This window comes from Sphingosinicellaceae bacterium (assembly GCA_019285715.1).
Taxonomy (GTDB): domain Bacteria; phylum Pseudomonadota; class Alphaproteobacteria; order Sphingomonadales; family Sphingomonadaceae; genus Glacieibacterium.
In genome coordinates this window covers 945,001-971,546 of the sequence record CP079108.1, presented here as the reverse complement: position 1 = coordinate 971,546, position 26,546 = coordinate 945,001, and the positions used below count along the sequence as shown (strand labels likewise).

Here is a 26,546-nt window from a genome sequence, read left to right as displayed (position 1 = left end):
GGCTCAGAGCGGCAGCGCGGTCGTCGCCTTGATCTCGGACAGCGCGACCGTCGAATTGACCTCCTGAACGCCGGGCACACGGCTCAGCTTCTCGAAGAAGAACCGTTCGTAGGCTTCGATGTCAGTCGTGACGATGCGGAGTAGGAAGTCGACGGGCCCCATCAGCACATGGCATTCGAGCACCTCGGGAAAGCCGAGGATGGCGGCGGCGAACTCGTCGAGGTGCTGGCGCCCGTGGGTGTCGAGCTTCACCTGCGCGAACACCTGGGTGTCGAGGCCGAGCTTGCGACGGTCGAGCACCGCGACCTCGCGCCGGATGTAGCCCTCCTCGCGCAGCCGCTGGATGCGGCGCCACGCCGGCGACTGCGACAGGCCGACGGCCTCCGCGACCTCGGCCGTCGAGCGCGAGCAATCGCTCTGGAGCTCGGCCAGCAGCTTGCGGTCGAAGGCATCGATTTTACTCATAACGGTTATCGTAGCATATATTATGCCCATTCTCCCCGTGAAGCTGCGAGAAAAGCAGATAATTCCTCGGGTATGCGCCTAGACAAGGCGCAGGAGATCGCCCGTGCCGAAGCCCCGCCTGATCGAGATCGAAGCCGCGCCCGAGATTGGCGTGCAGGCGCGCATCCTCGACCTGTTCACGGCCATCGACTGGCTGCCGAACAGCTACTCGTGCCGGCGTGTGACGGCGGGCGTGCAACTCCACCTCGACATCGGCGAGTTGCCCGAGGCGCGCCGGCAGATCATCGTCGCCAAGCTGGCGCGGGTCGATGGGGTGCGGCGGGTCGTCGAGACGCCGGCACCATGAGCGCGCTCCGGGCGCTGGCGCCGGCACCGCGAATGACCGGTGCCGAGGCGTGCCTCGACGCACTCGTCGCGGGCGGTGTTGACACGATCTTCGGCTATCCCGGCGGTGCCGTACTTCCGCTGTATGATGCCTTGGTCGACCGCAGCGACATCCGCCACGTGCTCGTTCGTCACGAACAGGCTGCCGTGCACATGGCGGAGGGCTATGCACGCTCCACGGGGCGGGTCGGGGTCGTGCTCGTCACCAGCGGGCCGGGCCTGACCAACACGATCACGGGTCTCGTCGACGCGCTGATGGACTCGGTGCCGGTGCTCGTCATCGCCGGTCAGGTGGCGCGCGAGAAGACCGGCACCGGCGCCTTCCAGGAGGCGAACGCCATGGCCCTGACGCGCCCCGCGACCAAGTGGAGCCGCAGCGTCCACGCCGCCGAGGATGTCGCCGCCACCATCGCGGAAGCGCTGCACCAGGCCCGCAGCGGCCGGCCGGGCCCGGTATTCGTCGAACTGACCAAGGACCTGCAGGCGACGCTGGCCGAGCAGCACGCCGCCGCCCCGCCTCCTGCCCCGCCGGTCAACGCTCATGCCGACGCGGCACGGCAGATAGTCGCGATGCTGCGCGCCGCGCGGCGGCCGCTGCTTTATGCCGGCGGTGGCATCGTCAACGCCGGCGCGGCTGCCTCGGACGCGCTGGCCCGGCTGGCGGCGCTGACCAGTGCACCGGTGACGACTACGCTGCTCGGACTCGGCGCGTTTCCGGCGAGCGACCCGCAGTGGCTCGGCATGCCGGGCATGCACGGCACGATGGAGGCGAACCTCGCCATGCACGGTTGCGACCTGCTCGTCTGCCTGGGTGCGCGCTTCGACGACCGCGTCACCGGGCGACTCGACGGCTTCTCGCCGGGCAGCCGCAAAATCCATGTCGACGTCGACCCGAGCGAGATCGGCAAGCTGGTCCCGGTCGACCTGGGTGTCGTGGGCGACGCCGCCGACGTGCTCGAGGCGGTGGTGCGCGCCTGGGGCGAGGCGGCGGCGCCAGACCTGACAAGCTGGTGGCAGGACATCGGGGGCTGGCGGGCCCAGCGCTGCCTGGCGTTCCGGCCCGCCCCCGACCGGGTGCTACCGCAGCACGCGCTGTCGCAACTGTCGGCACTGCTCCGCGAACATGATGTGGTGGTCGCGACCGACGTCGGCCAGCATCAGATGTGGGCGGCGCAGTATCTCGGCTTCGAGGCGCCGGGCCGCTGGCTCACCTCGGGTGGTCTCGGCACCATGGGCTACGGCCTGCCCGCGGCACTCGGTGCGCAGATCGCGCATCCGGATCGCCTCGTCGTCTGCGTGTCGGGCGAAGCGTCGGTCCAGATGAATATCCAGGAACTGGCGACCGCGGTGCAGCACGGGCTGCCGGTCAAGCTGGTCATCCTCAACAATGGTGCGATGGGCATGGTGCGGCAGTGGCAGGACCTGATCTACGACCGGCGGCTCAGCCACAGCCGGGCCGAGGCGCTCCCCGACTTCGTCGCGCTGGCTGCCGCCTATGGCTGGAAGGGACTGCGTATCGCCGACCCGGACGCGCTCGCGGCGACACTGGCCGAGGCGCTCGACACCCCCGGCCCGGTGCTCGTCGAGATCGTCACCGCCGGCGATGAGAACTGCTACCCGATGCTGCCGCCCGGTGCGGCCCATAACGAGATGCTGCTACGCGACGCGGACGGAGAGTCGGCTGCGTAGCGCCCGGACCTTCGCTGCAATGGCGGACGGGCCGATCGGCGGGCACCGCGGCGGGTCGGCGACGCCGTCGATGGCACCCTGGTCTAAGACCTACGCACCCTGCGAAGGGCAGCTGGCGCTGGCGACTGCGCGAACGGTCGGCGACATCCGGCCGGCGTCCACATGTGACGTTCGGCTGGGTGAGATCGGCGACTTGATGCACGACCTTTCGTCGCGATCGGGTCATCGGAGAGGGTTGCGATCTGTACGGTGCCGTTCCGCGCGGGGTTCCAGTAATCGGCGTTCAGCTTCAGGTGCGGCCACGCCGGTCCGCGGCTCGGATGTGATTGTCGAGTAGGCTTGCCGCCTGGTCCAGAAGGCCGCTGCAGAGGGCGTCGAAGATCCGGCGGTGGTCTTGATTGGACCGCGGTCGCCATTGCGTCGAGCGGTCGTGTGAGAGTGCGTATCGCGAAGAGACGATGTTGAGTTCGGCAATCGACGCAGCGAGCCGTGTCAGCCCGGAGGCCTCGGCGAGACCGTTGTGGAAGTCGCGATTGGCACTCTCCCACTCGGTCAGGTCACATGCCCGATCCCCTGCGTCCAGTGCCTCCTCGATCTTCAGCAACGCCTTCGCGCCGGGGCGACGACCGAGCTGACGGATCGACAGGACCTCCAACGCGGCGCGCATCGTCACCACTTCGCGCTCGCCCTCCGGCTCCAGGGTCAGGACCATGCAGCCCCGGCGGTGCTCACTGACGACCAGGCGTCGCACCTCCAACCTGAGGAACGCCTCGCGGATAGCGGCATGGCTGGCTCCGAACTCACGGACGAACACCTCCTGGCGCAAACGCGTCCCGGGTGACAACGCACCGGAGACGATCCTCGCCGAGAGTTCGCTCGCGATGCGTTCCGCAACCGTAGGGACAACCATTATCGATAATCGCCAGAGAAATTTGCTGCGCAGGGCTCAGCGTGCCCTAAACAGCCCGGATCGTCAGCTCAATTTGCCCGGAATTATCGATAATGATCCATGACGACGTTTCGACCCGTCCGCCTGCGATGCGGCATGATTGGCGCTCCGACGAGGTTACCGTGCTTTACGAGCAGCCGTTTCCCGATCTGCTGTTCGAGGCGCAGCGCATCCATCGGACATCATTCGATCCGACCTCGATCGAAATCGCGACACTGCTCAGCATCAAGACCGGCGGCTGTCCGGAGGATTGCGGGTACTGCTCGCAGAGCGCGTCCCTGGCGACCGGCGTCAAGGCGACCAAGCTCATGGAGGTCGAGGCGGTGATCGCAGCGGCGGAGAAGGCAAAGGCGGCCGGCGCCACCCGCTTCTGCCTAGGCGCGGCATGGCGCTCACCGAAAGAGCGCGACTTGGACCGCGTCATTCCGATGATCGAGGGGGTGAGACGGCTCGGGATGGAAACATGCGTAACGCTGGGGATGCTCGACGAAGGTCAAGCGAAGCGCCTCGCCGATGCAGGCCTCGACTATTACAACCACAACATCGACACGTCGCCCCGATACTATCCGAATGTCGCCACGACGCGCAGCATGGCCGACAGGCTGCGGACCTTGGAGAACGTGCGAGCCTCAGGCGTGAAGGTATGCTGTGGCGGTATCATCGGCCTTGGCGAATCCGTCGACGACCGACTGGAGATGCTGCGCCTGCTGGCGAACCTCCCGCAGCACCCGGAAAGCGTGCCGCTCAACCTGTGGAACTACGTGGAGGGGGCTCCGATCTCGGACCGCGCTGAACGGCCCGACGGCATAAGTTTCGCGCGGCTCGTCGCCGTGGCGCGGATCCTGATGCCCCGCAGCGTGGTCCGGATCGCAGCGGGACGGCAGTACATGTCGGACGAGCTCCAGGCCTTGTGCTTCGCGGCCGGCGTCAACTCGATTTTCAATGGCGAAGTACTGCTGACTACTCCCAACCCCGATGGCCGAAGCGATCAGGTGCTGCTGGATCGGCTGGGTCTCCACCAAGCGAGGACGCCGCACATTGTTGATTGCCTCCCCGCTACCTGATCGGACGCCGCGACCGCTCCTGTTGGTGCCTCCAGGTGTAACCTTGAGATGCACCGAAGCGAACTGACAGAGTCAGGTCATATTCCGAAGCCATGCGCTCCGGCCGGGTACCCGATCGCCGGACGCAACGCTGAAGCCGGCCACGGCAGAGCCGATGGTATGCGGAGGTTCGCATGGTCGAAGCCGTGTGGGACGGAGATGTCGTCGCCGAGGGCGAGGATAGCCGGTGTTCCGCCCTGCCATGTGGTGGCGATGGGAAGCATCAGCTCGATGAAAGTGCTGCATACGGCGGGCGCCCCCGCTGAACATCGAGAACAGGAAGCCGGTAGCCGCGGTGCGTGCGTTGCACTCGAGAGAAAGACAGAAATGAACATGAGAGCCGCTCCCCAATCCTCCCTCTCACGCCGCGCGTCCCTCGGCATACTCTCGATCGGTTTGGCGGCCGTGATCGCCCGCCCCGCTCAAGCCGCCGCTCTCCCTCTGCGCTCCAAGATCCGAACCAGGGCCTTCGATGAAACGGAACGACATGCGTCGACCGTGAAGTACAAGACCCAGAAGGTCGGGCCGGTGGACGTCTTCTACCGGGAGGCAGGCCCGGCGGACGCTCCCGTCGTATTGCTGCTGCATGGCTATCCGACCACCAGCCACATGTTCCGCAATCTGATCCCGCCGCTCGCGGGCAGGTACCGCGTGATCGCCCCCGATCTCCCGGGTTTCGGGCTGACCAAGGCACCGCCCCGAGGCGAGTACGACTACACCTTCGAGAACCTCACTCGGACGATCGAGGGCTTCACCGAGGCGCTCGGGCTGGAGCGCTATGCTATCTACGTCTTCGATTACGGCGCACCCACCGGCTTCCGGCTCGCGGCTGCGCATCCCGAGCGCGTCACCGCCATCATCAGCCAGAATGGCAACGCCTATGCCGAGGGCCTGAGCAGGGCCTGGGGTCCGTACCAGATGTACTGGGCGAAACCTTCGGCGGAGAACCGCAACGCGGTCCGGGCGGCGCTGACACCGGAAGCGATCCGCACGCAGTACGTGACCGGGGCGGATGAAGCGCTCGTCTCGCCGGACGGCTACACTCTCGACATCGCCTACTTCAATCGACCGGGCACCGACGAGATCCAGCTCGACCTGATCTACGACTACCGCACCAACGTGGCGCTATACGATGCGTGGCAGTCCTACTTCCGGACCCACAAGCCGCCGCTGCTCGCGGTGTGGGGCAGCAAGGACATCTACTTCCTGCCCCCGGGCGCCGAAGCGTTTCGACGCGACATCCCGGACGCGGAGATCAGGTTCTTCCCTACCGGACATTTCGCGCTGGAGACCCATGGTCCGCAGATCGGCGACACGATGCTGGAATTCCTCGACCGGCGCGTTGGAACCTGACGTCTCTCGGAAGCGGCCAACCTTTTCTCCCGCACGGCTGCGACCTGCTCGTCTGCCTGGGTGCGCGCTTCGACGACCGCGTCACCGGGCGTCTCGATGGCTTCTCCCCGGGAAGCCGCAAGATCCATGTGGACGTCGATCCGAGCGAGATCGGCAAGCTCGTCCCGGTCGACCTGGGTGTCGTGGGTGACGCCGCCGACGTGCTCGAGGCGGTGCTGCGCGCCTGGGGCGAGGCGGCGGCGCCGGACCTGACCAGCTGGTGGCAGGACATCGCGGGCTGGCGATCCCAACGCTGCCTGGCGTTCCGGCCCAACCCCGACCGGGTGCTGCCGCAGCACGCGCTGTCGCAACTGTCGGCGCTTCTCCGGGACCACGACGTGGTGGTCAGCACCGATGTCGGCCAGCACCAGATGTGGGCCGCGCAGTACATGAGCTTCGATGAGCCCGGCCGCGGGCTGACCTCCGGTGGGCTGGGCACTATGGGATACGGCCTCCCGGCCGCCCTCGGCGCCCAGATCGCGTATCCGGACCGGCTGGTCGTCTGCGTCTCCGGTGAAGCGTCGGTGCAGATGAACATCCAGGAGCTGGCGACCGCCGTCCAGCACCGCCTGCCGGTCAAGCTGATCATCCTCAACAACGGCGCGATGGGGATGGTCAGGCAGTGGCAGGACCTGATTCACGACCGTCGTCTGAGCCACAGCCGCGCCGAGGCGCTCCCCGACTTCGTCGCCCTCGCCGCCGCCTACGGCTGGAGCGGCTTCCGCATCGACGACCCCGCAGAGCTCACCGCTTCGCTCGCCCACGCGCTCGCGACCCCCGGTCCGGTGCTCGTGGAGATCGTGACCGCCGGTGCGGAGAACTGCTATCCGATGTTGCCACCTGGCGCCGCGCACCACGAGATGCTGCTGTCGGATTGCAGAGACGCGGATGGCTTGCCGCTCGACAGGCCACGCTCCTGATCCCGTGAGGATCACGTCCTTGGCGATTTGGCAGGCTGGAATCTCGGCGGCGGCTGCCTTCCCGCGTCGGTGGTGAATGCGATCCGTGTACACGGTCGCCGACGCGTGCGGGTTCAGTCGACCAGACGCAGGCGTGGACGGGCGCGCGGCCTCGTCGCGGGCTGCGGGTCGGGCCTGACTTCAGTCGCCGGAGGCGGCGCGCTCTCGACGCCGAGCCACGGGAGATGAGCGAGGTGACGTTGCTCGGCGACGCCCAGATCACGTGCCACGTCGATCGGCATCGACGCCAGAGATTCGTACGAGCGGTCCATGCGCACGGTGTTCACGACGCCCCAGATCATCGTCTCGGTTGACGCGTCGATCATGCGGACCCGCCGCAAGCAGCGAGGCAGCTTCCCGGCGAGGACGGTTTCAGCCGACCGACCAAGCCCGCCGGCGACCTGCAGCCACGACGGCAGCGTTCCGTTCGTGCGGATCGCCGGCTCGGGGCTCTCGCGGTAGCTCCCGTCGTCGAAGTAGAGGTTCAGGTCGACCAGTCCGTCTTCGTCGAAGAGGCGCCCGGAGTGACCGTCGAACCCCGGGCGGAGGCGCATGATGGCCTTCCGACGCAAGTGGATCGACAGCATGCCGCGCTGCTCCATCTGGTCCCGTAGCAGTTCGCCGAACTCCTCGCCGCGGAAGCCGGCGGCCCTGTATGCGTCCGCGGTGACGCCGCTCACGACGGTAAGCCAGTCCTGGACTCCGTAGTCCCTGCGGAGCGTCGCGATGCGCTGCCGGATCGCGGACGGCGTGGTCAGACTTATTCGGTTCGTCATCATTCACCTTTCGAAACTGGAACGCCTTCAGGATTTTCCGTCCAGCCCGGCATTCGCCAACCTTTATTCAATGACCATCAAGCTGCACGCGCCGTCGACGGCCAGGCGATCCGATCGCTTGGCACCGTCGCTCCAGCCGGGTGCCGGCGTTGGAACCGCCGATCGACGTATTCACCTGCGCCGACCGTAAGTCGATCGGACGCTCCCGAACGCTTCAAGATCGATGCGGACCGTCCCGCTCATCCCGGAAGCGGCTCCCTGATCACCTCCGTTGACGCGGGGGGGAAACGGCTTTAAAGCCCTGACGCCGTCCAGCACGACGCCGGTCGCCCGGCAGTCGTCCTCGTTGTAGTCGAGGATGCGCTGGCGGACGTCCGGGTCGTTGCCCTTTACCCAGCGGTCGTACCATTCGATCGAGGCCGCACCCGACGGGTCGGTGTCGCGCCAGGCGAACCCGAGATGTTTCGCGATGGTTTTGATCGAATGGCTGCGGGTGGGCCATTCCGTGGCCTTGGCGACCACGTCGCAGTAGAGGTCGACCGAGCGCGGCGGCGTGAAGATGGCCGCGATCGTGTCCTCGGAGCATACGTCCGGAAAACGGCGCTGCAGCTTTCGGTACATCGTCCTCTCGTACCTTGAATAGTAGAACACCGTCGCGCTTGGCCTTTCGGCGAGATAGGCGATGGCGCCGGCGAAGGCTTCCCGTTCGCCTTCCGGCGTCGGTGTGCCGGCATAGAACGGGGTGAAGACCTCCGTGGCCGGATCCCGGCCAGTCCGCTCGATGAAGCCGTGCAGGTAGACGAGGTCGCGCATCGGGTCCGCTTCGATGTCGAACATTATTTCGAGCCTGGTCTCGGGCAGGACGACCGCATGGCGCAGATACGGCGTTGCGCCGGGCGTCGTAAGCAGGCGCGCCCGGTCCCTGTACAGGCGCAGACGATCCGGACCGACCCCGGCGAAGACGGTCTTCCTGCCCCGGATGTAGACCTCCGGGTCCATCGTCGCCAAGGCGTCGAGCGTCGGGATGCTCGACGAGAGGATGTCACGCGCGGCGCGGCCGAGCGCCGGCACCAATGTTAGGTCGCCCGCGGCCTCGAGCTCGGCACTGCAGACCTCGCGCCAATGGCAGAATCCGCAGGCGGCGGACAGCGCACCGCGGGTCGAATGCGGTGAGGCCAGGATGGCTCGGACCGCATCACGGCTCAAGGTGTAGAGGTCCCAAAGGCTCGTCGGGGTCCGCGGACCGCGGGGTGCCTCGAGATCGTAGGCGATGCGGTCGCCACGCACGTCCCAGATTTCCGGATGCCTGCCCGCGGACAAACCCTGCCTTTCCAGGACGTCGACGTAGAGCGCGACCTGAACCGCGTAGTGCGGTTTCGGCCGGCCCGGCTCGCCGTCATCGTCACCGTTCTCCTCGGCACGTCCCGACTTGATGTCGACCGGCAGGTAGCGGCCGTCCCGACGCACGAGCAGATCGGGGTCGCCGAGGAGGTCGTCCGCAGAGATGCGGCCGCCGTGGATCAGCTCGGCACCGCCGGCCATCGCCTCCGCGGTGCGGTGCTCCCGCTCCGGTCCCGGCAGGCCCGCCAGGAGCACCGTGCCCTCCGGCAGCGTCCTGACGACATCAGACTCGTGACTGGCACCGCGCTGCCATAGCATGCGCACGAACGGGCTGACGTCGGCCTTCCGGAGCCCGTCGGCGTGGGCGTCGAGATCGACCCGCCGCGGGCACGTCACGTGGTCGTAGAGCTGGGTCGCGGTCACCATCTCCAAGGCATTCTCCTCCTCGCAAGGTCGGCAGTCCATCGTGGAATCGACCGGCGAGTAGACTAGATGGTGTCTGGTTATGGTACTTGTAAGTACCTTTTGTGGTCCCATCTAATTGGCATGGCAATTCACCTCACACTCGTCGACGACGCATCGGAAGCCGAGCACGCCGCGATGCTCAAGGCCTTCGATTGGGCGCTCGACGTACTCGGCATCCTCGACGAGGAGCGCGACATGCTCACGCGAGCGCCCCGTGGGGCGAACGCGTCGGACAGGTCGGCCGCGTTCGAGTCCGAGGCGCGGATGCGATGGATCGTCTCGATCGCCGACGACGCGCGTGCTCTGCTCGCCGACGAGGACGCGGTGCGCGAGTGGGTCCGCTCGCCGAACCCCGGTCTGTGGACGGAGGGGTCGTGCCCCGTGCCGACCACACCGCTGCGGATCATGATAGACCAGGACGACGGCGTCCGGGCGATCGCCAGGCAGCTGTCCGCCGAGCGCCTGAGGAGGTTTCCGCGCGGCTGGCTCTGCTGAGAGTGGTCATGGCAAGCCGTGCCGCCGTCTTGCCGGAGCAGCCGCCGGTCATCCGACCCCTGCGCCGATCATGACCCGCGAACGGCGCTATGACGCCGGGGCAGATGAATTGATCGACGAGGATCGTGCGCTTCCGGGCAAGCACGGCCGCCGCTGCGGCGTTCTGGACGTCGAGTCGGCCCCGACCGGTTCGCCCGGATTCTGGCCGCACGTCGAAAGACGATCCCGGCCGGCTCTCCTCTCAACGAGATCGTCAATGTTTGGCTCGTCGAGTTACGGCTGCACCAAGGGATCTGTCGGCCGATACGCATCGGTGTGCCGAGTGGAGCCGATATTCCTCGCGCTCCTAACGAACCCCGCGTCCGTTAGGCGCGGAGCGAGCATGGGAACGAAGGCGCCTCATGACGAGCCGGGCCGCAACTGCCCGCAGGGCGCTCCTGCCGATCTTTCCGACGGGACGGCACCGTTCCAGCTTCCGCACGCCTGCACCGCGTTACACGCGGACGTCCCATGCGAACTTGTCGATGCGAGCCAGGGTGAGACCGTCGAACTCTTCTGCCGCACGTGCCTCGATGCGCATTGTGTCGTCCGAGTGGACAGCGAGGATCGCGTTGATCACCTCCAGCGATCCTTGGTCGGAACCGTCGACGACCATCGTGAAGAGGCGTTCGAAACGCCCGAGCAGGAGCTGCGGTCCGACCACACGGGCATTCCGGACGTCGAGCCGACTGAATGCTTCGGCCAGCTCGCCTGCCGCGTCGCGGAGGATCACCTCCGCATGGAGGAGAATGCTGGCGTCGCCGCCCGGGCGGGAGACCAACCCGGCGTCGGCGACCACGGACACCGGGAGGCCGCCGATGTCGATCACGACCGGGCCATCGGCGTCAGCGGTCGTGGCCTGGCCCGTCATCGCTGCGCGCAGGCGATGCGGATCCTCGACACCGAGTACGGCCGAGGGCTGCTCGCCCGGTCCGCACGCCTCGACGAGAACCGACACGCGGGCCTTGCCGTGCCATCGCGTCGGGTTGGGCCTGTTCGGTGGCGAGATCTCCAAGCCGAGGGCGCGCAGGGTGGCCGCCGCGCCGGCGGGGTCCGCCGTGCGGATCACGATGTTCAGTTCCATGTTGATCTCCGGGGAGCGCCGCGACCGGGACCTTTTTCCCCATCATCGACTTCCGGAAATTCAGCTCTGGAGAACGTACCTGTCGTCGTATGGATCGATCCGGCCCGGCTGCCACTCCTCGACCGGCTTTGGCCCGAACATTTCGTGGCCGAGCGCGAGGAACTCGCCGTCGACCTCCCGCCGCAGGAAGCGGAAGCTCTCGCCTTCGAGCGCCGCGAGAACGTCGGCCACCAGCGCCACCATGTCTATTGATATGCGCGAGCGGCGTCCCGGCCAGTCCGCTGGCCAAGGGTCCTCGGGCGGTCCGCCGAATGCGGAATAGACGCCGCCGCCGTGAGTCGTCGCCGACAACGCGACGTGGAATGTCAACCGCGCCCTCCGCCGGGATAAGGCCTCCTCGTCGAGCCTGCCCTCCTCCAGTCCGCGGACGGTCGCCCACGCGGCGACGAAAAGCGGATCGAGCCGGCGTCTGTTCTGCTCGACGACGTTGATGCAGCGGGGAGAGCTGAGGTCCATGTCGACGAGTTCGAAGGCGACCGCGACGTGCAGCGCCTCGCGTAAGGTGTAGGTTGCTCGTCGGCCGCGGCCGGTGTTGGCGACCTTCGGGAAGAACCGCTTCTGAAATTCGCGCAACCGCGGTCGCATCGCCGCCGGCTTCCCGTGGGGTGAGCGCAACAGGGCCATGAGCAGCTCGAGATCGGCGAAGTCGAGCGAGAACGGTTCGTCTGGATCGCGGAACGCCATCAGCTTCTGATTAGCACCGGGGTTGTGCTCCGCAACTGCTTCCGGGCGTGACGTCGTCTACCCCCACGATCGTGGGCGTGGGTATGGCGGCCGAAAGTCCGGGAGGGGCGGCCGCGCGGGTGGTGGTGGACGATCTGAAGCGGGTTCGGCCGCTGGCATCCGCCCGCCGTGCGAAGGTCCCCACGCCGGCGATGGTCGCGGGTTCGCCGGCCGCCAGCGCGATCGCAATCTCGAGCGCGGCCGCATCGAGGATGCGGCGGGCGTCCCGTATCGACACGCTTTCGCGCCTTGCGACGCGTCTGGCCAATTCACTGTGGGTCACTTGGGAACTCCTGAAGCCTAGGCGCATTAGGTACTTATAAGTACCATTATTAGAGGGTCGGTGATGAGGGTTATGGAGGAAGCTGGCGCGTGTGAGCTGCGATCGGCTTGTACGCGGTTCGTGGAGATCGCCGCCCACTGGCGCCTCGCGCCGGCGCAAACCGCCGCGCTTCTCGGCTTGGAAGCGTACGGTGAAGGGGCCGATTTCCTTCTGGACGTGCCGGACGCCGACGCCGAGACCAGGCTGCGGCTGGTCATCGACGTCGCGCGCGAGCTCGACTTGGTGTTTCCCGAGGACGTCCTGCTCGAGTGGCTGCGCGACGACGAGGACGGCATGGAGACGCCGCTCGCCTTCATGTCGCGCGGCGCCACCGAACTCCGCGCAATGCGCGCTGCTGCCGCGGCGAGGCACGGGACGTGATCCGGACCTCGGCTCGCGTGGCCGTCCTCGACGTCGAGAGCGTTCCCGATGGCGACGCGCTGTCCCAGGCGCCCCGGCACTCCGCCGGCGGCCACGCGAGGCCGGCGCTGCACCGCATTGTCAGCGCCACCGTGCTCGTCTGCGATGAGCATCCGAACGGTTTCGCCGATGTGGATCTGAGGACGTTCGCTCATCCGGAGCTGGACGAGACTTCTATCCTCGGGTGCGTCGACCTGCTGCTCCCCGATCCGGCGGAGGGGTCTTCCCGCCTGGTGACGTGGAACGGCGGTCACGATCTCCGGCTTCTCCGCCAGCGCGCCTGTTCGAACTGGATGTTCGGTGTACGCGCCCTCGCGGGCTGGTGCGGGGGAGCGGCCGGGTCGCACGTCGACGTGATGGAGCGCTTCGCATGCGGCGATCGGCGCGCGGCCTGGCGGCTGGCGGACGCCTGTGCGGGTCTGGGATTCGCGGTCCGCAACGGGCTCTCCGCCCGACCGGTGCTCACCCTGCATTCGCGGGGAAGGCACGACGCCGTTGCCGAGCACAACCGGCTCGACGTCGTAGGCACGTTCCTCGCCTACGCCTACCACCGGTCGTTCGAGACCGGCGACGACGGGTTCGCAGCGACCGCGTGGACCGGGATCGCCGACGTCCTCGAGGGCGTGGCCGGCGTCGACCCCAACGTGCAGTCCCTCGCCGGTCACCACTTGGTCTCCGTTGCGCGCGGGCGGCTCACAGGACCGCATCCCGGACCTGCGCGGCCCGGACGGCGGCCCGGCGTTCCTGCTGCTCGCGCTCGATGACGACGGCGGCGATCGTCATGGTCGCGTCGTGAAGAGCGCGGATGTAGGTCCGCTCGACGTGTAGCGCACGGCCGAGGTCCCATTTCCGGTAGCGCATCAGTGATGGGGGCAGTGGCACCTCGAAGCCGAACGTCTTCGCGATTGCCTCTTTCGCGGATGCCGCCATCGCCATGCGCTCCACGGTCCCCGGGTGGAGGCCGCAACGAGCCGCCAGCCACTGTGAGGTCGGTCGGATGCCCTGGCGTTCCGCCCAGGCCGTCGCCCTTCCAACGGCGTCGGCATTGGCACGCGAAACGGCGATCCTGAGGTCGGCGGCTGCGGGTCGGTGCCGGACGCCGTCGAGCGCCACGTTGACCGCAAGGGCGTCACGCTCGATGCGGGCGCGCTCGACCGCCGGAGCGGCGGATTGGATGCCGAGGCGCTCCATCGCGAGACGGTGCTCCTCCTCCCGCTCCAGGGCTGCCATCCGCCCGACGACCAGCGAGATGGCGATTTCGGCCTTGGTCATCCGGAGTATATGCGCTGCCACCTTTCCGCGCCGCCTCACCACGGACCTGGCCGGCATGCTCCGGGCTAGCCTATACACCCTTCGCAGGCCCGCATTGGTACGAAGGCTCGCCTCGCTGAACCCCGGCTTCCGGCGTCCGGGCTCGCTCTCTACCTCCTTGGACGCGGCGCAGAGCGTGGCCCTGCTGATCGGCTCGTCGCGGGAGATGAGTAGCAGCGCGGCGCGCTTGCCCAGCCGCACCAGGCGTGAGTCGTCGACAGAAGGCTGTAACCCGAGTTCGACGGCATGGAGGATCGGGCCGCTCACGCCGCCCTCTCCGCCCGCCGAATCTTGGCTTCGATGAGCGAAAGCCTCTCGCGTGCCGCCTTGAGCTGCGGTGTCGCATCGCGCGCCGCGAGGAAGACGATGTCGTTTGCAAGCCGCCCGGCCTCGAGGCGCAGGTCCGAAAGCGGAGGGTCGGGCAGCGGGCTGTCCCGCTCTCCGCGCCTATGCGCGGCACGGGTCTCGGCCTGCTCGTGGAGCACTTGCAGGATCCTGTAATTCTCGTCGGGGGTGAGCACGTCGTAGTAGGCCGCCATCCGCTCGGTCTTGTGGCCATGTCCCTGTCGACGCTCGTCGAGCGATTTGCCTTCTGAGCGTCGGAGTTTCGACCACAGGTACTTGCACCAGTGGCTCTGGAAGCCGCCGTTGCCGCCCATCAGCAGACGACTGTTGTTGTTGATGACGCTTCCGGCCATGCCGGCCTCGCGGGTGCAGAACAGCATCCGCTCCCTCTCGGGTCCTTTGCCGTTGTGGTTCGCCCGCTTCAATACCGGGATGGGACCGCCCTGGAAGAAGCGCTCGCTGGCGAGTGCGAGCAGCTTGTCGGCCAGGTCTTCGCACTCCGAGGTCAACGGCGACTTCCGTGGTTCCACGTGGTTCTTCGGAACGGAGCTGAGAACCGTGAATGGTCTGCCCGTCTCGTCCAGGACCGTCTCAAGACCTTCTCCGATGTTCCATTGCACTAGATCGCCGATGCGCAACGCCTCGACGGCACGTGCGGCAATCTGGAGAGCTCCGATAAGCGACGAATGATAGGCTTCCTCGATCGGGAACAGAAAGTGGCCCAGCAGAAGCCGGGCCTTTCTGGCGCGGATGAACTTGCCCCGTCCGAAGTTAGCGATGCCCCCGCCGGTCTGCGCTGCGATCTCCGGAGTGAGACCGAACTCAGCCAGGCGTGCCGAACGGAGCGCGTAGGCCTCGCCGTCGGGAAGATCACGCGACTCCCAGAAGCCGTAGTCCCGGTGTAGTCTGAGGACGTCGATCTGGTAGTCGACATCGACACCATCGCGACGGCACCCGAGCAGTTCCACGACGAACCGGTTCTCGAACAGCTGTTCGGCGCCTGGATGGCCGCCGAATGGGTCGAGGGCATACAAGACGCTCGGCCTCGCGAAGGTGTCGGTGATGGCATCGATCCGGCCCATGACGTCGATCCAGCGGTGAACCCTGTAGTCGTACTCGTCGGTGGCCATCCCTCCCCCGCCGACTGGTGTCGAGCTGATGAAGGTCTCGTGGAGCGGCCAGACCGCCTCCGTTCCTTTCTTCTCCTCCTTCGCCACTTGGGTGCGCACGTGCCCGCGAAGCCCTTCGAGCTGCACCTGTACGCCTAGAACGCCTTGGACGAATCCAGGAACGTCCTTCAGAAAGGGTTGCAGCTTCTCGTCGAGGGCCGCCTTGCTGCTCCGAGCGAACGCGTTGAGCTCGTCCTTGACTTGCCTGAAGAGCGCCTGACCGCCGGAAGGCCAGACGGGTCGGAATCGAATGAGGAAGGCACGCGTCGCGGTCGGAAGACCCGGCGTGGCAAGGTAGTCGTCGTACACCTCGATTATGAACCGCCAGTGGTCGATGTGCCGCAATGTCTGACGGACTTCGCGGGGGTCCATCGGACCGCGGAGCAGGAGGCGGATGGCGTCGAAGCCAATTGCGAGCAGGGCCGGGTTCGTGACGTCGATCCCGGCGAGGCCCCTGGCCAAATTGCTCGCGGCCTGCTCGGCCTTGTCCGAACTGCGCAGGAGCGCGCTTGCCCTTGGGCGGTGCAGGGCGACGACGGCGCCGATGATCTGCAATTGCGCGTGGGGATTTTCAATTATGCGGCCCGTTTTCGGTAGGGAGAGTTTATCGTGCGGAGAGCCGCGGACCGGGTCGAGAGCGGTGTTGAACAGGTCCGACATCTGCGGGGGCAAGGCTTGGCGTAGATCCTCTTCTCTCCATTTTCCCCGCGATAACCGGTGCGGAAGAGAGACGTCGCCTGTCGAGCGGGCGCGGGCGCGCAGATGCGCTTCGATCTGCGCGGCTCCACCGCTTGCAAGTGTTTGCACCTTGTGCACGGTCGGATTGTGCTGGTGGCGGATCATCATGTCGATGAGTGGGTCGAGCACGCCGGCGGGATTGTCATCCGCCCATCCCAGCCGCAGCCCATTCCGCATGACACCAAGGTCGATCACCTGCTGGAACTCGAAGCGCTCAGGCTTCCACCTGTAGAAGCGCTTTCGCAGATCGGAAGCGAGCACCGCCGCGTCGATGAGCCCGCGCTTCTTCCCGTCCCATGACAACTCTGGCACGAGACCGGACCGCGCCATGGCTGCGAGATGCTGCGGCTCGAGATCGGCGGCGTTCATCACGGCTCGCTCCAGGCCGCCCGGCCACTCTAGGGCCAGCAACCGAAGCGCTGCGCCGATCTGGGGGCGATTTCCACCTGCTAGCTGGAATACGGTTTCGACGACCAGGGGCTCGCCCTCTTCGAGCAGAACCGCCGCCGCTTCCCTTATGCGGCGCTTGGAGAGGATCACGCCGCTCAGGCTTTCGCCCGCCGCGAGCTTCCCGCGGAAGTCCCGGAACTGCTCGCGGCTCGTGAACGCCGGACCGTCATCGAGCATACGCTGCAATGCCCCGGTCGAAGTTTCGGAGGGCGCCTTGTGAGCGGACGTCGAGGGCTCCCCGATGGCGGGGAGCAGGCCGCAGCACAGCAGTCTGCGAATGCGTCCGTGCCCCATTCCGTGAAGAGAGACGAGTGTATTCACGTATCGGTCCAGCGGTTGCTTGTGAATCATGCGGCTATCCTATCGATGGCGTACTTGACGAGCCGGGAGAGCTGGCCATCACAAGAGGTTGACTTCAGGCTCGCGGCGCGAGGCGGGCGCCCCAAGCCAGCCATGATCAGCTCCTGCTGTCTGTGCCGGTGCGCGAGCCATTCCGTAGCTGTGACGAGCTGCGCGGCCTTGCGCGCTGGCAGGCTGTACCTCTCGAGCATCGCCTCCGGCCAAGCCCACCCCAACGACTTCGCGAACTCGAGCTTGGCTGCCCTCTTCTCTTCTGGGGTCAGGTCGTCCCGGGCTTCGATGTAGGCGAGGAAGTCGTTGACTCCGCTGTGGCGGAGATAATGGGTGCGGCTCGGCAGGCCGGCCACACGCATCGCTGACCTGTACCAGTTGTCGATGACGCCCGACCTCGAGTAGAAGCCCTTGTGCCTGGCTGGGAACAGCGGCGCCTTCTTGGCCGCCATCCGTCGCTCCTTCATGCTCCTGGTCGGATCCGTCAGGAATTGCCGCCACCGGTCTAACGACCAGCCGTTCCGGTCGAGCAGCACCCTTTCGTTGTTAGCGTAGTGCAGGAGTTCCGCGACGAGCGCCGAAGTGATCGCCTGCTGCTTGGTGCGCCTACCCCGCCCACCTTTGTTCGTGGTCTCGATGAGCGACCCGAACTGCGATGCGTTCCACCAGTCCCATAGGTTAAGCCTGATCTGCTCGGCGATCCGGGCGAGGCCTTCGATCATCAACTTGATCATCATGACGACCGCGATGGGGGCTCCAGCGGCGATCAGCGCCGGGACGACGTCGTGTACGCGGTCGCTGGGATCAGTCCTGAGCGGGGACCCCTCCGCGCGAGGCATCCTGAAGCGGAAGCGGGGCAATACCGTGAAGCGACCGGCCACTCCGGGAATGCTACGATGGACACGGTGCTCGAGCGGGATCTCGAACGGATTGGCCCACTCGTACACGCCCGCCTTCACCGCCGCGTCGTAGTAGTGGAACACGCCGCAGATGGCCGCGACCACGCCGTCGTGGTCGTCCTCTTCCTCGACGGTGACGTGGTAGACGCCTGGCTCGACGGTCGACTCCTCGAGCTTCCCACCGAGCCGGCGGATGCAGTCCTTGAAGAGTTCGATCACGTCGCAAGGCGGTGACCAAGGCGTGTAGGCCCCTGGCGCCGTCGACATCGCGTTGTGCGAGACGTCGTCGAGGAAGACTAGGGCTCCCCGGGCGTACACCGGCACGGTCGCGACAGCCAGTCGCCCCTCCCGCATCTTGGTGATGAGCGCAGCCGCGAGGGGCGCAATGCCGCCATGTGGATCGAGCACGACGTATCGTGGCCCTGCGTCGCCAGTCACGCGGTGCAGCGTATGGCGACGCCGACCGTTCATCCTAGGGGCCGGGCGGTAGATGTTCGGCATCGACATGATATAGTTCACGCGGACGCCGCAATCAATCGCTATCGAGTGGCAGCCGTGCCTACTGCCGGTTAGGCCGATCGCTGGATTCGGACGGCGACGGAAGAGTTGGATCGCGACGCGCAGGATCGAGCAGTGCAAGGATATCTACACCAGCGCACGCTGCACCCAAGCTGATAGTCCAGGAATAATATCGAAGTGCGCACTCGTCGACATTGCCGAATTTGTCGAGCCCGGCAAAAGGCGACTGTCCGTCGCTTTCTCGCTTACAACATCTGTGCTGGTGTAATTACACACTGGCTGCCAGCCCCTCGTCGACCGTTATTTATATTATACCTCATACGGCCTATATAGTCTTCGTGCGGTGCTCGGTTGTCTTTGTAGCGTGTTGGTTCGAGATCATCGAGCATCCGACGTCCGTGTGCTTCGTCGGCCCCTACGGCCCCCAGCATCGGTGTATCTCCATGCAGCAGACCGGAAGCCATTGCTCCCCGTGCCGCGACCGCTACGAAAGCGGCGTCTTTATACCCACCAATCGATGCGCGAGGCTCCGTTGAAGCGAGCGTTGCCCTGCAACTTGGACATCGAGACCGGGCGCCTGATCCTCCGGCGCCTGGCGAAGCGCGACGTGGACGCCATGACGCGGATCATGGAGGACCCGGAGGTCGTCGAGTTCGTCGGAGGCGGACTTACCTCATCGCGAGCCGAGGTCGCGGCCTGGATAGCGCGTGACGGCCGAAGAGTTCGCGAAACCGGCTTCGGCGCGAGGGCGATCACGCTTCGTGCAGGCGGCGACCTGATCGGATGGATCGGAACATCGCGGTCGGAAGACGCGCCTGGCAGGGAACTGACTTTCGGCATCGCGGCGCGCTATCGCCGCCGGGGCTACGGCGCTGAAGCCCTCGCCGCGCTCATTGGCGCGACACCTAGGTTCCCGACCTACGCGTGGGCGGAGTCCGTCAACGAAGCATCCCTGCGCATGCTGTCGGGCTGCGGTTTCCGCGTCATCGGTCGATCTTCGGAGGCTGGGGGCTCATGCAAGGTTCGGCTTGCATTGAAACACAGCAACACCGGCTAGCGATCGCCGCAAGCGGCGGCGGTCATCAGTTGCGACAGTCCGCGAGAAGCAGATCAGGTGGAGAAGGGAAGCTGCCGGCATCGGCGCCCTCCGGCGGCCGTTGCCTGCGCTTTGGGTCGAAGGAGCCGTCCCGCATCGGTTATTCATTCTGCAGGCCGTGTCGAGATCCGCGTGCCCTCGACTGTCGTCGGAGCTAGACATCAACGTCATCGGCGCCGCTATCGGCTTCCTATGCGGCGCTCCGCATCTGATACGTTGCAAACGAGCATGTCGCCGAGCGAAGGTCTGCCGAGGATTCGAAGATCGACACGGCGTCACCCGTGCCGAGACGACCAGCACCGTGCGCCTCGATCTCGAACGCGGTCGCGGATGTATGGCCGAAGCTAGCTATGCGCTAAGGAGGCGTATGGAGAACGCCTTCTACAAGGCCGTCGGGGCGAAGGTCCGTGAGGCGCGGGATCGGGCGGGTATGATCCAGGCCGAACTCGGAGCGGCATCGGGCATCAACCGCCTGTACGTTGGCCGGGTCGAAAACGGCATGCAGAATGCCTCGCTGCTGACCATCGGCAGGCTGGCGCGCGCTCTCAACGTGACGCCCGCCACCTTTTTCGAAGGTATCACGCTCGACGGCACGGGCGCGGAGCCCGGGTCGGCCGAAGCCGACTCTCGCCCAGAAGACGTCGGCGCCTGATCGGCTCGACGGCGTGCGGTGTGCGCCTTCCCCGTCTTGTCACGCGCATAGTGATGACCTCTCGACGTGCAGCCAGAACTCGGCGGTGGTGCCGTCGGGCGAAGCGGAACGTTCGAAGGTTGCGTCGACGCTTCGTGCCAGAGCGTGGACGATGCTCGATCCGACACCTGCGCCGGAACCTGCCCTGACTTGGCGCATGTCGGGGCGCCTGCCCGAGCCGACCCCGTCGTCGACGACGCGGGCGATCAAGAAGTCGTTCCGGTACCGGAGCTCCACCCGCACGGTCCCGGTCCGGTCCTTGAAGGCGTGGCGAGCGGCGTTGTTGAGAAGTTCCGCGATGATGGCGGCGACGGCCCACGCGGTGGTGGCGTCCATGATGCACGCGTCGGCCGCGACGTGCAGGTCGATGCCGTTGGGCGCCAGTCGGGCGAGGGAGATCTGACGACAGACGCGCTCGACGAGGTCGCCGACGTCACGCCGGCAGGAGGCCATCGGCGGGATGAGGAGACGCTGCGCCGCCGCCAGCGCCATGACCTGGTTCATCGCAGTCTCTAGGCGGTCGGCACCCTCGCGGGGACGGGTCTTCGCGAGATGGAGAGCGGCCATGACCACGCTCAGATCGTTGGCGGTGCGGTGGGCTTGTTCCGCAAGCATGAGCCGCTCCAGAGACGATGCGGTGAGGGATGGATCGATCCCGCGAGACAGGTGGTCGGGAGTGCGTTGAACTGACTGAGGCATGATGTCTGGTCCTTCGCCGGTGCATCCGGCAAGAAGAACATAACAGCATTGCATGGTACCTACAAGTACCATTGTTTGCTCATGAGCAAGGCCGCCTCCTCGTTCCGCCGGGGAGTTCAGCTTCGGTTGGTCCCCGGTGCGAGCTTGGTTGTCATTCATGTGTCCATTCTCATCATCTGGATTGTCTGCGAAGTCCGTCGGATTTCCTCTCCGTCCGAACCTCCGCCTTGATCTCGAGACACAGAGCGGCGTTGCACGGCCGCGCCTTCGACCATCGCCGACCGTGTTCAAGAAGGTTGCGTGGATCTCCGCAGCCGCGGTCGGTCCGGCCGACACGCTACGCGATGGGCAAGGATTTCGCTCCCGCCGGCGTTGCGACGCAAGCCGCGAGAGCCGGCAGGCGCCGGCTTGGCGTATCACGCAACGATCGGACTGAGCTGCACGACGTCGACGGTCAGGCCCTCGGGCAACAGGACGTCGCTGATCGTCGCGATCTGCGATGCGAGGAGCCTGTCGGTCGTCTTCACCTCCCGGAACAGCATCTGGCCGTCGCGAACCGCGGTGATGTCGGGCCAACCCGCACGGTAGCGGTAGGCGTCGACGGCGAAGCGCGCCGCGATGCCGGCGAGCCGGGCCCCGCCGAGGGCGGCATGCAGACCCTCTATCAGGTCCAGCCCGACCCCGGGGTAGTATGCGGCCACGCCGGCGGCGTAGATCGCCTCGAAGTTGGACCGGACCTCCGCCGTGCCGGCGTTGCCGATCGCGTCGACGATGCTGTCCATTTTCGCGCCGTTGATGACGAACTGCGCCTCGAGGAAGCGGGTCAGACTGTCCCGGGGGCCTAGCGTGTTCAGCTCCGTCAACCGGCGTAGGCAGGCCGCCTTCATGAGGAGCAGCATGGGGCCGCCTTCGCACGAGGCGCAGGCCCATCCCTCGGCTCGCAGCAGCGCCGCCGCGGCGGGCTCCGGCCGACCATGGTCACGAGCCGCTACGTGCCAGCTCTGCCCGGTCCGCGGGAGCCGGATGGGGTGGAGGGGGATGCCAAGTGCGTCGCACTGATCGCAAAGCGAGATGCTGATACGCGATCTCACCGGCGAGGCCGAAGCAAGGAGCTCGTCAGATCACCACGTCCCCGATGTCGGAGATCCAATGCGTCTGCCGCGTAGCCTCGAGGGTCCCCTGGGCGTCGAACGGCTTGACGGCGGCGAAGTCGAGCCCGGTCTCCTGTTCGATCGCGGCGATCGTGGTCTGGATGCGTCGCTTGCGCATCTCGTCGATGGAGTAGGGCTTCAGGCCGGAGAACACCTTCGCCTCGTACAGCGCCTGTACGTATTGGGTCTGCCCGACGATGAACGCGGCCGCCGCCACCTTGGTCTTCGACTTCTGGAGGACGGCGATCTTCCAGAACGAGAGGGGAATGCGCCAGGGCCCGCCCGGACGATCCTTGCCGTAGAGCGGGTCGTCGTCGCGGTAGATCGGGCCGGTGAATACCGTCAGCAGCTTGCGGCTCGATTGTGCCTTGTCGAGTAGATAGTCCTCGAGGTTTCCCCAGTCGATGTCGTTGTATCCCTGAACCTGGGGCGCGGCATTGGTGTAGTGGAACGTGTCCTCGGCGCCGAGCTTGGCCTCCTCGAAGGCGGCTTCCGGCTTGGTGGAGGTGCTCCAGCACGGATCGAACAGCCGGACCTGGTGTCCTCGGCTGAACTGCACCGCGTCCTTGCCCTTCGCCTTCTCGTAGAAGTCGCCGTTAGGCTGGTGGACGTCGTCGATGCGCGCATCCCGCCGCCAGGTGTCCTTGCGCTTGCCCGGATGGACGAGCTTCTCGCCGTCGATGTTGACTGCGGTGATGAGGGGGAAGTGCCTCCCGGCGTGGATGACCGAAGTGAAGTGACGGTACGTCAGTTCATGGCCGCTTCCGTCGCGCAGGGGTGCGACCTCTCCACGCGCCAGTGCGGGCGCGTATATCTTCGCTAGGTCGATCCGTTCGCTGAGGAAGTCGGCCTCGTAACCGATGACCCCAGTCCATCGGGCCGTAGGCAGCGGTGTTCGGTCGGCCTCGAGCAGGATCTCGCCAGCGGTGGCGCCCGGTGACAGGGGCGCGTATCCGAGCGACTGGTCGAGGCGGTCCAGTACGAGACCGGCCTGCGGGCACTCGAAGCGCTGCTGCTCCAGCAGGCGGAAGATCGCGCTGATCCGCACCCCCTCGTTGGCGATCCAAACCGTCTTCGCGGGTGCCCTACCCCCCTTTCTCGGCGCCGGGACGGCCTTGTGATGAAGGGCGATGACCTGCCACTGGTCGTTGAGCACGGGCGCTCCGGAGGAGCCGGGCTCGGTGTCGGTCGAGTAGTGGATGAACCTGGTCAGGTCGATGCCGGTCGCCGCCTCCGGATCGAGCGTGATGACCTTGCTGGCGCGGATCGCGATCTGCTTCGGTTCGCTTCCGGGATGCTGGATGATGCTCACCCACTCGCCACCGATGGCCTTCCCGGACAGCGGGATCAGCGGAAGCCTGCCGTATCGTTCGAGCGGCACGTCCTGATCGGACAGAGGCGTCACCGCGACGAACGTGACGTCGAGCTCCGCATTGGTGAAGAAGATCTCGTGCGGCCGCAGGTTGAATGAGATCGGCGCCTGCAGGACGCCGTCGACGTCGTGCTCGTAGCCGAACTCGGCCTCGGCCTGGCTCGCATCGTCGGCGTTCGAGATCACGTGGTGATTGGTCATCAGGAGCCTGGGACCGACGAGGAAGCCGGTCCCGTACCAGGCGCCGCCCGGGCTCGGCACCTTGATCCGGCAGACGGCCGCTGCCACGCGTCGTCCGCGGTCGAGGTAGTTTATCGACATCAGGTCACTTGCGCCGATGACCCGCTCGAAGCCGTTGGGATCGCTCCGCGCGTTCTCGAGGAAGTCCTTCCTGATCTCGATGCGGTCGTCCGCTTCGGCACGGGCACGACGCCGGGCCCTCGCAGCGGCTGGAACGTAGCCCGCGTCGGCGATGGCCGCCTTCTCGACCTCCGCGGAGAGCTCGGCCGACTGCGTCGCCACGAAGCTCGGGTTCCCTGTCTGATCGTCGCTCATCACCCGCCCCCGCAAGACGTTCACAGGATAGCATCGGTCGCCATTTCCGTCCGCCGGATTCCAGCGCCGAACTAAAAATTCAAGAAGGTTTCGCGCGAGGACCGGCGCGCGCCGCCGCCGATGTGCACTCTAGCTCGTTCAACGATGGCGGAACTGTCTTGTCGGCAGGATCAATCTCGCCTTCGCGATGTATGGCATATCGACTGGGTTATCGACTCTGCCAGCCCGAAAGCGAATGATAATTGGTTGCGGCCCTCAATTCGGGCCGGGATCGATCGCGTCGCAGTAGGCCTGCAGCTCGGCGACGGAACATCCAAGAGCCTTGGCAAGGTCGGGCTTCAGTATCCTGGCGCGGTGGAGACCGTGCTCGTCGGTGTCCTCGGTCACGATCTTGGCGCAGCTGACCAGCTCGCGTTCGAACCGCGAGATCGTCGACGCAACCACGCCGGAGACAGCGGCAAGATCCTGGAGGCTGAGGCCCAACTTCCGCCGACGGGCACGAACGCGGGGGCCCAATGACGGCTCGTCCGGCGAGGCCGGATCCTTCCAGTCCTTGACGAAATGAGGCGAATCTAGGCCGAGGGCCCACTCGATCGCGAAAAGCGCGTGCGACGACGGTGGCCTCCCGGCTTCAATCCTGCACACCGTCTCGCGCCGCAAACCGGCGAGCCGCGCGAGGCCGTCTTGGCTGAGCTTCCGGGCGACGCGCTCGCGCCTGACGTGCGATCCGATGCCGGGAGGGACGGCACTGCGAGGAAAGAGGAAATTTCTGCCGCCGCGCATGTGACTTTCTTGCACCCTATTAGCGGGGGCGGTCCTACTTCCCATTCGTGCACGCCGCAAGACCCCTGACCCGCTCGGCCGCACCGCACGCGAACGCGCGTCAAACGGGCATGCCGTCGTCCGATCGTGAAAGGGCACTCGAGCGCCTGGTCGTCCTGTTCGCGCGTCAGGCCGCCGCCGAGCACGTCGCCGGTCGTCCGACGCCTCCCATCAAAGAAAAGGAATGAGGAAATGCTGATGGCTATCTACACGCGGACGAGCGTGACCGACAGAGTGGCCGCAGCGTCGGCTGTGAACGAGCTTGTCGCCCTCGCCGGCGCCCTCGGTGCGACCGGAGTGTTGTCCTACCATGACGACGCGTCTGCGCGTGTGCCCGTCGAGGATCGTCCGGGCCTGTGCCGGCTCGTCGCCGACATCCGCGGGTACAAGGTATCCGCCGTCCTGATCAACTCGCTGGACCGGCTCGACCGGGACCCGAAAGTCCTGGCAAGGCTAATCGATTCCATCGGGCGGACGCGCATTCCCTTCTACATGCCCGGTCCCAAGCGCTTCCAGATCGTGGACCTTCAAGACTGGACCCACGACGGCTGCGAGTACGCCCTGATCGAGCATGACATGACCGGGCGCTTGCAACTGGGCTCATGGCCGGAATAGACACGCCGGCCTCGGGCAATGGGTAGAAGAGATGCGGGTCGCCATCTACGCGCGCCATTCCACGGCGCTGCAGAACTCCTCGTCGAGCGACGACCAGGCGTCGTCGCTGCCACCGCTGATCGACCGGCTCGGCGGCAAGGTGGTCGGCGTCTACGCCGATCCGGAGATCTCCGGATACAGCCGCGACCGGCCCGAACTCAATCGGATGTTGCGGGACGTCCGCAACGGGCGCATCGACATCGTGGTCTCGGAGTCCATGGACCGTGTGGCGCGGGACGGGGAGGACATCCAGTGGCTGGGCAAAATGCTGCGCTACTCCAGGGTCCGTCTGCACACGGCGTCGGAGGGCGAGATCGATGAGATAAAGCTCGGCGTGGCTGGCATGCTCGGTGGGATATACCTCGCCAATCTCCAGAAGAAGACGATCAGGGGCCTCGAGGCTGTGGTCGCCGCAGGCCGCTCCCCCGGTGGCCGCGCCTACGGCTACGACAAGGTCGTGAAGCACGATGCCGCCGGCGAGCCGATCCGCGGCCTGCTCTCGATCGATGAGAACAAGGCCGAAACCGTTAGATGGATCTGCGAGCAATTCGCTAGTGGCCGGTCGTCGATCGCGATCGCGAAGGACCTGAACAAGCGCGGCGTACCGGGTCCCCGCGGCGGCAAGTGGAACGCTTCGACGATCCGAGGTGATCCCGCGAAGCAGGTCGGCATCCTGAGTAACCCGCTTTACCGGGGCAGGCTCGTGTGGAAACGCCGTGAATGGCGCAAGAACCCGGAGTCCGACAGGCGCGAGCGCCGCTACCGCCTGCGCGACGCGGCCGACTGGATGACGGTCGATGTGCCGGAACTTCGTATCATCGACGACGCGCTCGCCGAGCGCCTCGACGCGGAGTTCGCGCGGCGAGCCCGGCCCGGCGCCGAGGTGCCGCCGGAGGCTAGGAACCGCAAGCGCCACCTGCTCTCGGGCCTGATCAAATGCGGCGAGTGCGGGTCGAACTACACGATATCCGGCAAGGACTACTACCGGTGCGCGGGGGTGAAGGAGCGCGGCACGTGCAGCAACACCGTCTCCGTGAGACAGGCACCGCTGGAGGCCA

25 protein-coding genes and 1 pseudogene (1 of these 26 running past the window's edge) are annotated in these 26,546 nt (G+C 66.3%); 12 read left to right on the top strand and 14 right to left on the bottom strand.

The genetic code is table 11. From position 1 onward, the window contains the following. Window positions 1-3: 3 nt before the first annotated feature. On the bottom strand, window positions 4-465 hold the full coding sequence (locus KX816_04565; protein QXQ07308.1) for an Lrp/AsnC family transcriptional regulator: 462 nt from the start codon (window positions 463-465) through the stop codon (window positions 4-6). 103 nt (window positions 466-568) lie between these two features. Here KX816_04565 and KX816_04560 point away from each other — a divergent pair, with 103 nt between their 5' ends. Together KX816_04560 and ilvB are read left to right on the top strand one after the other, a co-directional pair. Next, window positions 569-811 (top strand): hypothetical protein, encoded by a 243-nt coding sequence (locus KX816_04560; GenBank protein ID QXQ07307.1) that lies wholly within the window; start codon window positions 569-571, stop codon window positions 809-811. Window positions 812-843: 32 nt separating this feature from the next. Then, the gene (gene ilvB / locus KX816_04555; GenBank protein ID QXQ08404.1) at window positions 844-2,538 is read left to right on the top strand and encodes a biosynthetic-type acetolactate synthase large subunit; all 1,695 of its coding nucleotides are present in this window, start codon (window positions 844-846) and stop codon (window positions 2,536-2,538) included. A gap of 289 nt (window positions 2,539-2,827) precedes the next feature. On the opposite strand, the gene KX816_04550 is transcribed toward ilvB, so the two are convergent. Then, window positions 2,828-3,448, bottom strand: a complete 621-nt coding sequence (locus KX816_04550) for a GntR family transcriptional regulator (protein QXQ07306.1) — start codon at window positions 3,446-3,448, stop codon at window positions 2,828-2,830. 128 nt (window positions 3,449-3,576) lie between these two features. Here KX816_04550 and bioB point away from each other — a divergent pair, with 128 nt between their 5' ends. Continuing rightward, window positions 3,577-4,551, top strand: coding sequence for a biotin synthase BioB (bioB, locus tag KX816_04545; protein ID QXQ08403.1), 975 nt, complete (start codon window positions 3,577-3,579; stop codon window positions 4,549-4,551). A gap of 1,220 nt (window positions 4,552-5,771) precedes the next feature. After that, entirely contained in the window at window positions 5,772-6,902 is a 1,131-nt protein-coding gene (locus KX816_04540; GenBank protein ID QXQ07305.1) for a hypothetical protein, read from the top strand. Between the two features lie 113 nt (window positions 6,903-7,015). Here KX816_04540 and KX816_04535 read toward each other — a convergent pair whose 3' ends face one another. After that, window positions 7,016-7,720 (bottom strand): hypothetical protein, encoded by a 705-nt coding sequence (locus tag KX816_04535; GenBank protein ID QXQ07304.1) that lies wholly within the window; start codon window positions 7,718-7,720, stop codon window positions 7,016-7,018. Between the two features lie 168 nt (window positions 7,721-7,888). Next, window positions 7,889-9,490 (bottom strand): TM0106 family RecB-like putative nuclease, encoded by a 1,602-nt coding sequence (locus KX816_04530; GenBank protein ID QXQ07303.1) that lies wholly within the window; start codon window positions 9,488-9,490, stop codon window positions 7,889-7,891. 114 nt (window positions 9,491-9,604) lie between these two features. On the opposite strand from KX816_04530, the gene KX816_04525 reads away from it, so the two are divergent. After that, window positions 9,605-10,018 carry a hypothetical protein gene (locus KX816_04525; protein QXQ07302.1) on the top strand — a complete coding sequence of 138 codons (414 nt, stop codon included), beginning with the start codon at window positions 9,605-9,607 and terminating at the stop codon, window positions 10,016-10,018. A gap of 493 nt (window positions 10,019-10,511) precedes the next feature. On the opposite strand, the gene KX816_04520 is transcribed toward KX816_04525, so the two are convergent. The 3 genes from KX816_04520 to KX816_04510 are packed head-to-tail and all read right to left on the bottom strand — an operon-like array spanning window position 10,512 to window position 12,207. Continuing rightward, on the bottom strand, window positions 10,512-11,141 hold the full coding sequence (locus KX816_04520; protein QXQ07301.1) for a hypothetical protein: 630 nt from the start codon (window positions 11,139-11,141) through the stop codon (window positions 10,512-10,514). A 60-nt stretch (window positions 11,142-11,201) separates the two neighbouring features. Beyond that, window positions 11,202-11,885, bottom strand: a complete 684-nt coding sequence (locus KX816_04515) for a hypothetical protein (protein ID QXQ07300.1) — start codon at window positions 11,883-11,885, stop codon at window positions 11,202-11,204. 10 nt (window positions 11,886-11,895) lie between these two features. Beyond that, window positions 11,896-12,207, bottom strand: coding sequence for an HU family DNA-binding protein (locus KX816_04510; GenBank protein ID QXQ07299.1), 312 nt, complete (start codon window positions 12,205-12,207; stop codon window positions 11,896-11,898). A gap of 120 nt (window positions 12,208-12,327) precedes the next feature. On the opposite strand from KX816_04510, the gene KX816_04505 reads away from it, so the two are divergent. Together KX816_04505 and KX816_04500 are read left to right on the top strand one after the other, a co-directional pair. After that, window positions 12,328-12,627 (top strand): hypothetical protein, encoded by a 300-nt coding sequence (locus KX816_04505; GenBank protein ID QXQ07298.1) that lies wholly within the window; start codon window positions 12,328-12,330, stop codon window positions 12,625-12,627. Between the two features lie 17 nt (window positions 12,628-12,644). Next, complete coding sequence (locus KX816_04500; GenBank protein QXQ07297.1) at window positions 12,645-13,430, top strand: hypothetical protein; 786 nt, start codon at window positions 12,645-12,647, stop codon at window positions 13,428-13,430. Here KX816_04500 and KX816_04495 read toward each other — a convergent pair. From KX816_04495 to KX816_04485, 3 genes are read right to left on the bottom strand one after another with little or no spacing between them, the layout of a single operon-like run. Continuing rightward, the gene (locus KX816_04495) at window positions 13,360-14,244 is read right to left on the bottom strand and encodes a hypothetical protein (GenBank protein ID QXQ07296.1); all 885 of its coding nucleotides are present in this window, start codon (window positions 14,242-14,244) and stop codon (window positions 13,360-13,362) included. The two genes, KX816_04500 and KX816_04495, sit on opposite strands and share 71 nt — an antisense overlap. Then, on the bottom strand, window positions 14,241-17,030 hold the full coding sequence (locus KX816_04490; GenBank protein QXQ07295.1) for a hypothetical protein: 2,790 nt from the start codon (window positions 17,028-17,030) through the stop codon (window positions 14,241-14,243). Before KX816_04490 ends, KX816_04495 begins: the two co-directional genes overlap by 4 nt. After that, the gene (locus KX816_04485; protein ID QXQ07294.1) at window positions 17,027-18,430 is read right to left on the bottom strand and encodes a hypothetical protein; all 1,404 of its coding nucleotides are present in this window, start codon (window positions 18,428-18,430) and stop codon (window positions 17,027-17,029) included. Before KX816_04485 ends, KX816_04490 begins: the two co-directional genes overlap by 4 nt. A 574-nt stretch (window positions 18,431-19,004) precedes the next feature. On the opposite strand from KX816_04485, the gene KX816_04480 reads away from it, so the two are divergent. Continuing rightward, the gene (locus KX816_04480; protein QXQ07293.1) at window positions 19,005-19,505 is read left to right on the top strand and encodes a GNAT family N-acetyltransferase; all 501 of its coding nucleotides are present in this window, start codon (window positions 19,005-19,007) and stop codon (window positions 19,503-19,505) included. A 406-nt stretch (window positions 19,506-19,911) separates the two neighbouring features. Then, window positions 19,912-20,196: a helix-turn-helix domain-containing protein gene (locus KX816_04475; GenBank protein ID QXQ07292.1), complete on the top strand. Its 285-nt coding sequence runs from the start codon at window positions 19,912-19,914 to the stop codon at window positions 20,194-20,196. 39 nt (window positions 20,197-20,235) lie between these two features. Here the strand turns inward: KX816_04475 and KX816_04470 are convergent, their stop codons facing one another. The 4 genes from KX816_04470 to KX816_04455 all read right to left on the bottom strand — a co-directional run bounded on the left by KX816_04470 (window position 20,236) and on the right by KX816_04455 (window position 24,795). After that, on the bottom strand, window positions 20,236-20,850 hold the full coding sequence (locus KX816_04470; GenBank protein ID QXQ07291.1) for a sensor histidine kinase: 615 nt from the start codon (window positions 20,848-20,850) through the stop codon (window positions 20,236-20,238). 500 nt (window positions 20,851-21,350) lie between these two features. Then, window positions 21,351-21,833, bottom strand: a complete 483-nt coding sequence (locus KX816_04465; GenBank protein QXQ07290.1) for a VRR-NUC domain-containing protein — start codon at window positions 21,831-21,833, stop codon at window positions 21,351-21,353. 217 nt (window positions 21,834-22,050) lie between these two features. Next, a complete protein-coding gene (locus tag KX816_04460) occupies window positions 22,051-24,012 on the bottom strand; it encodes a DNA/RNA non-specific endonuclease (protein QXQ07289.1) in 1,962 nt (653 codons plus the stop codon). 255 nt (window positions 24,013-24,267) lie between these two features. After that, complete coding sequence (locus tag KX816_04455; GenBank protein QXQ07288.1) at window positions 24,268-24,795, bottom strand: helix-turn-helix domain-containing protein; 528 nt, start codon at window positions 24,793-24,795, stop codon at window positions 24,268-24,270. 231 nt (window positions 24,796-25,026) lie between these two features. On the opposite strand from KX816_04455, the gene KX816_04450 reads away from it, so the two are divergent. From KX816_04450 to KX816_04440, 3 genes and pseudogenes are all read left to right on the top strand, one after another. Next, complete coding sequence (locus tag KX816_04450; protein ID QXQ07287.1) at window positions 25,027-25,449, top strand: recombinase family protein; 423 nt, start codon at window positions 25,027-25,029, stop codon at window positions 25,447-25,449. Between the two features lie 31 nt (window positions 25,450-25,480). Next, window positions 25,481-25,909: pseudogene (locus tag KX816_04445) on the top strand (recombinase family protein). Between the two features lie 366 nt (window positions 25,910-26,275). Continuing rightward, window positions 26,276-26,546 carry the 5' portion of a zinc ribbon domain-containing protein gene (locus KX816_04440; protein QXQ08402.1) on the top strand. It continues 581 nt past the right edge of the window, so the window shows 271 of its 852 coding nt (coding positions 1-271); its start codon is at window positions 26,276-26,278; its stop codon lies off the right edge, out of view.

Coding starts and splice junctions, on each gene's coding strand:
- bioB (QXQ08403.1), top strand. CDS start 3,577: ATGCGGCATGATTGGCGCTCCGACGAGGTTACCGTGCTTTACGAGCAG.
- KX816_04475 (QXQ07292.1), top strand. CDS start 19,912: ATGGAGAACGCCTTCTACAAGGCCGTCGGGGCGAAGGTCCGTGAGGCG.
- KX816_04520 (QXQ07301.1), bottom strand. CDS start 11,141: ATGGAACTGAACATCGTGATCCGCACGGCGGACCCCGCCGGCGCGGCG.
- KX816_04450 (QXQ07287.1), top strand. CDS start 25,027: ATGCTGATGGCTATCTACACGCGGACGAGCGTGACCGACAGAGTGGCC.
- KX816_04470 (QXQ07291.1), bottom strand. CDS start 20,850: ATGCTTGCGGAACAAGCCCACCGCACCGCCAACGATCTGAGCGTGGTC.
- ilvB (QXQ08404.1), top strand. CDS start 844: ATGACCGGTGCCGAGGCGTGCCTCGACGCACTCGTCGCGGGCGGTGTT.
- KX816_04535 (QXQ07304.1), bottom strand. CDS start 7,720: ATGATGACGAACCGAATAAGTCTGACCACGCCGTCCGCGATCCGGCAG.
- KX816_04460 (QXQ07289.1), bottom strand. CDS start 24,012: ATGAGCGACGATCAGACAGGGAACCCGAGCTTCGTGGCGACGCAGTCG.
- KX816_04525 (QXQ07302.1), top strand. CDS start 9,605: ATGGCAATTCACCTCACACTCGTCGACGACGCATCGGAAGCCGAGCAC.
- KX816_04515 (QXQ07300.1), bottom strand. CDS start 11,885: ATGGCGTTCCGCGATCCAGACGAACCGTTCTCGCTCGACTTCGCCGAT.
- KX816_04490 (QXQ07295.1), bottom strand. CDS start 17,030: ATGATTCACAAGCAACCGCTGGACCGATACGTGAATACACTCGTCTCT.
- KX816_04485 (QXQ07294.1), bottom strand. CDS start 18,430: ATGCCGAACATCTACCGCCCGGCCCCTAGGATGAACGGTCGGCGTCGC.
- KX816_04550 (QXQ07306.1), bottom strand. CDS start 3,448: ATGGTTGTCCCTACGGTTGCGGAACGCATCGCGAGCGAACTCTCGGCG.
- KX816_04455 (QXQ07288.1), bottom strand. CDS start 24,795: ATGCGCGGCGGCAGAAATTTCCTCTTTCCTCGCAGTGCCGTCCCTCCC.
- KX816_04565 (QXQ07308.1), bottom strand. CDS start 465: ATGAGTAAAATCGATGCCTTCGACCGCAAGCTGCTGGCCGAGCTCCAG.
- KX816_04465 (QXQ07290.1), bottom strand. CDS start 21,833: ATGCTGCTCCTCATGAAGGCGGCCTGCCTACGCCGGTTGACGGAGCTG.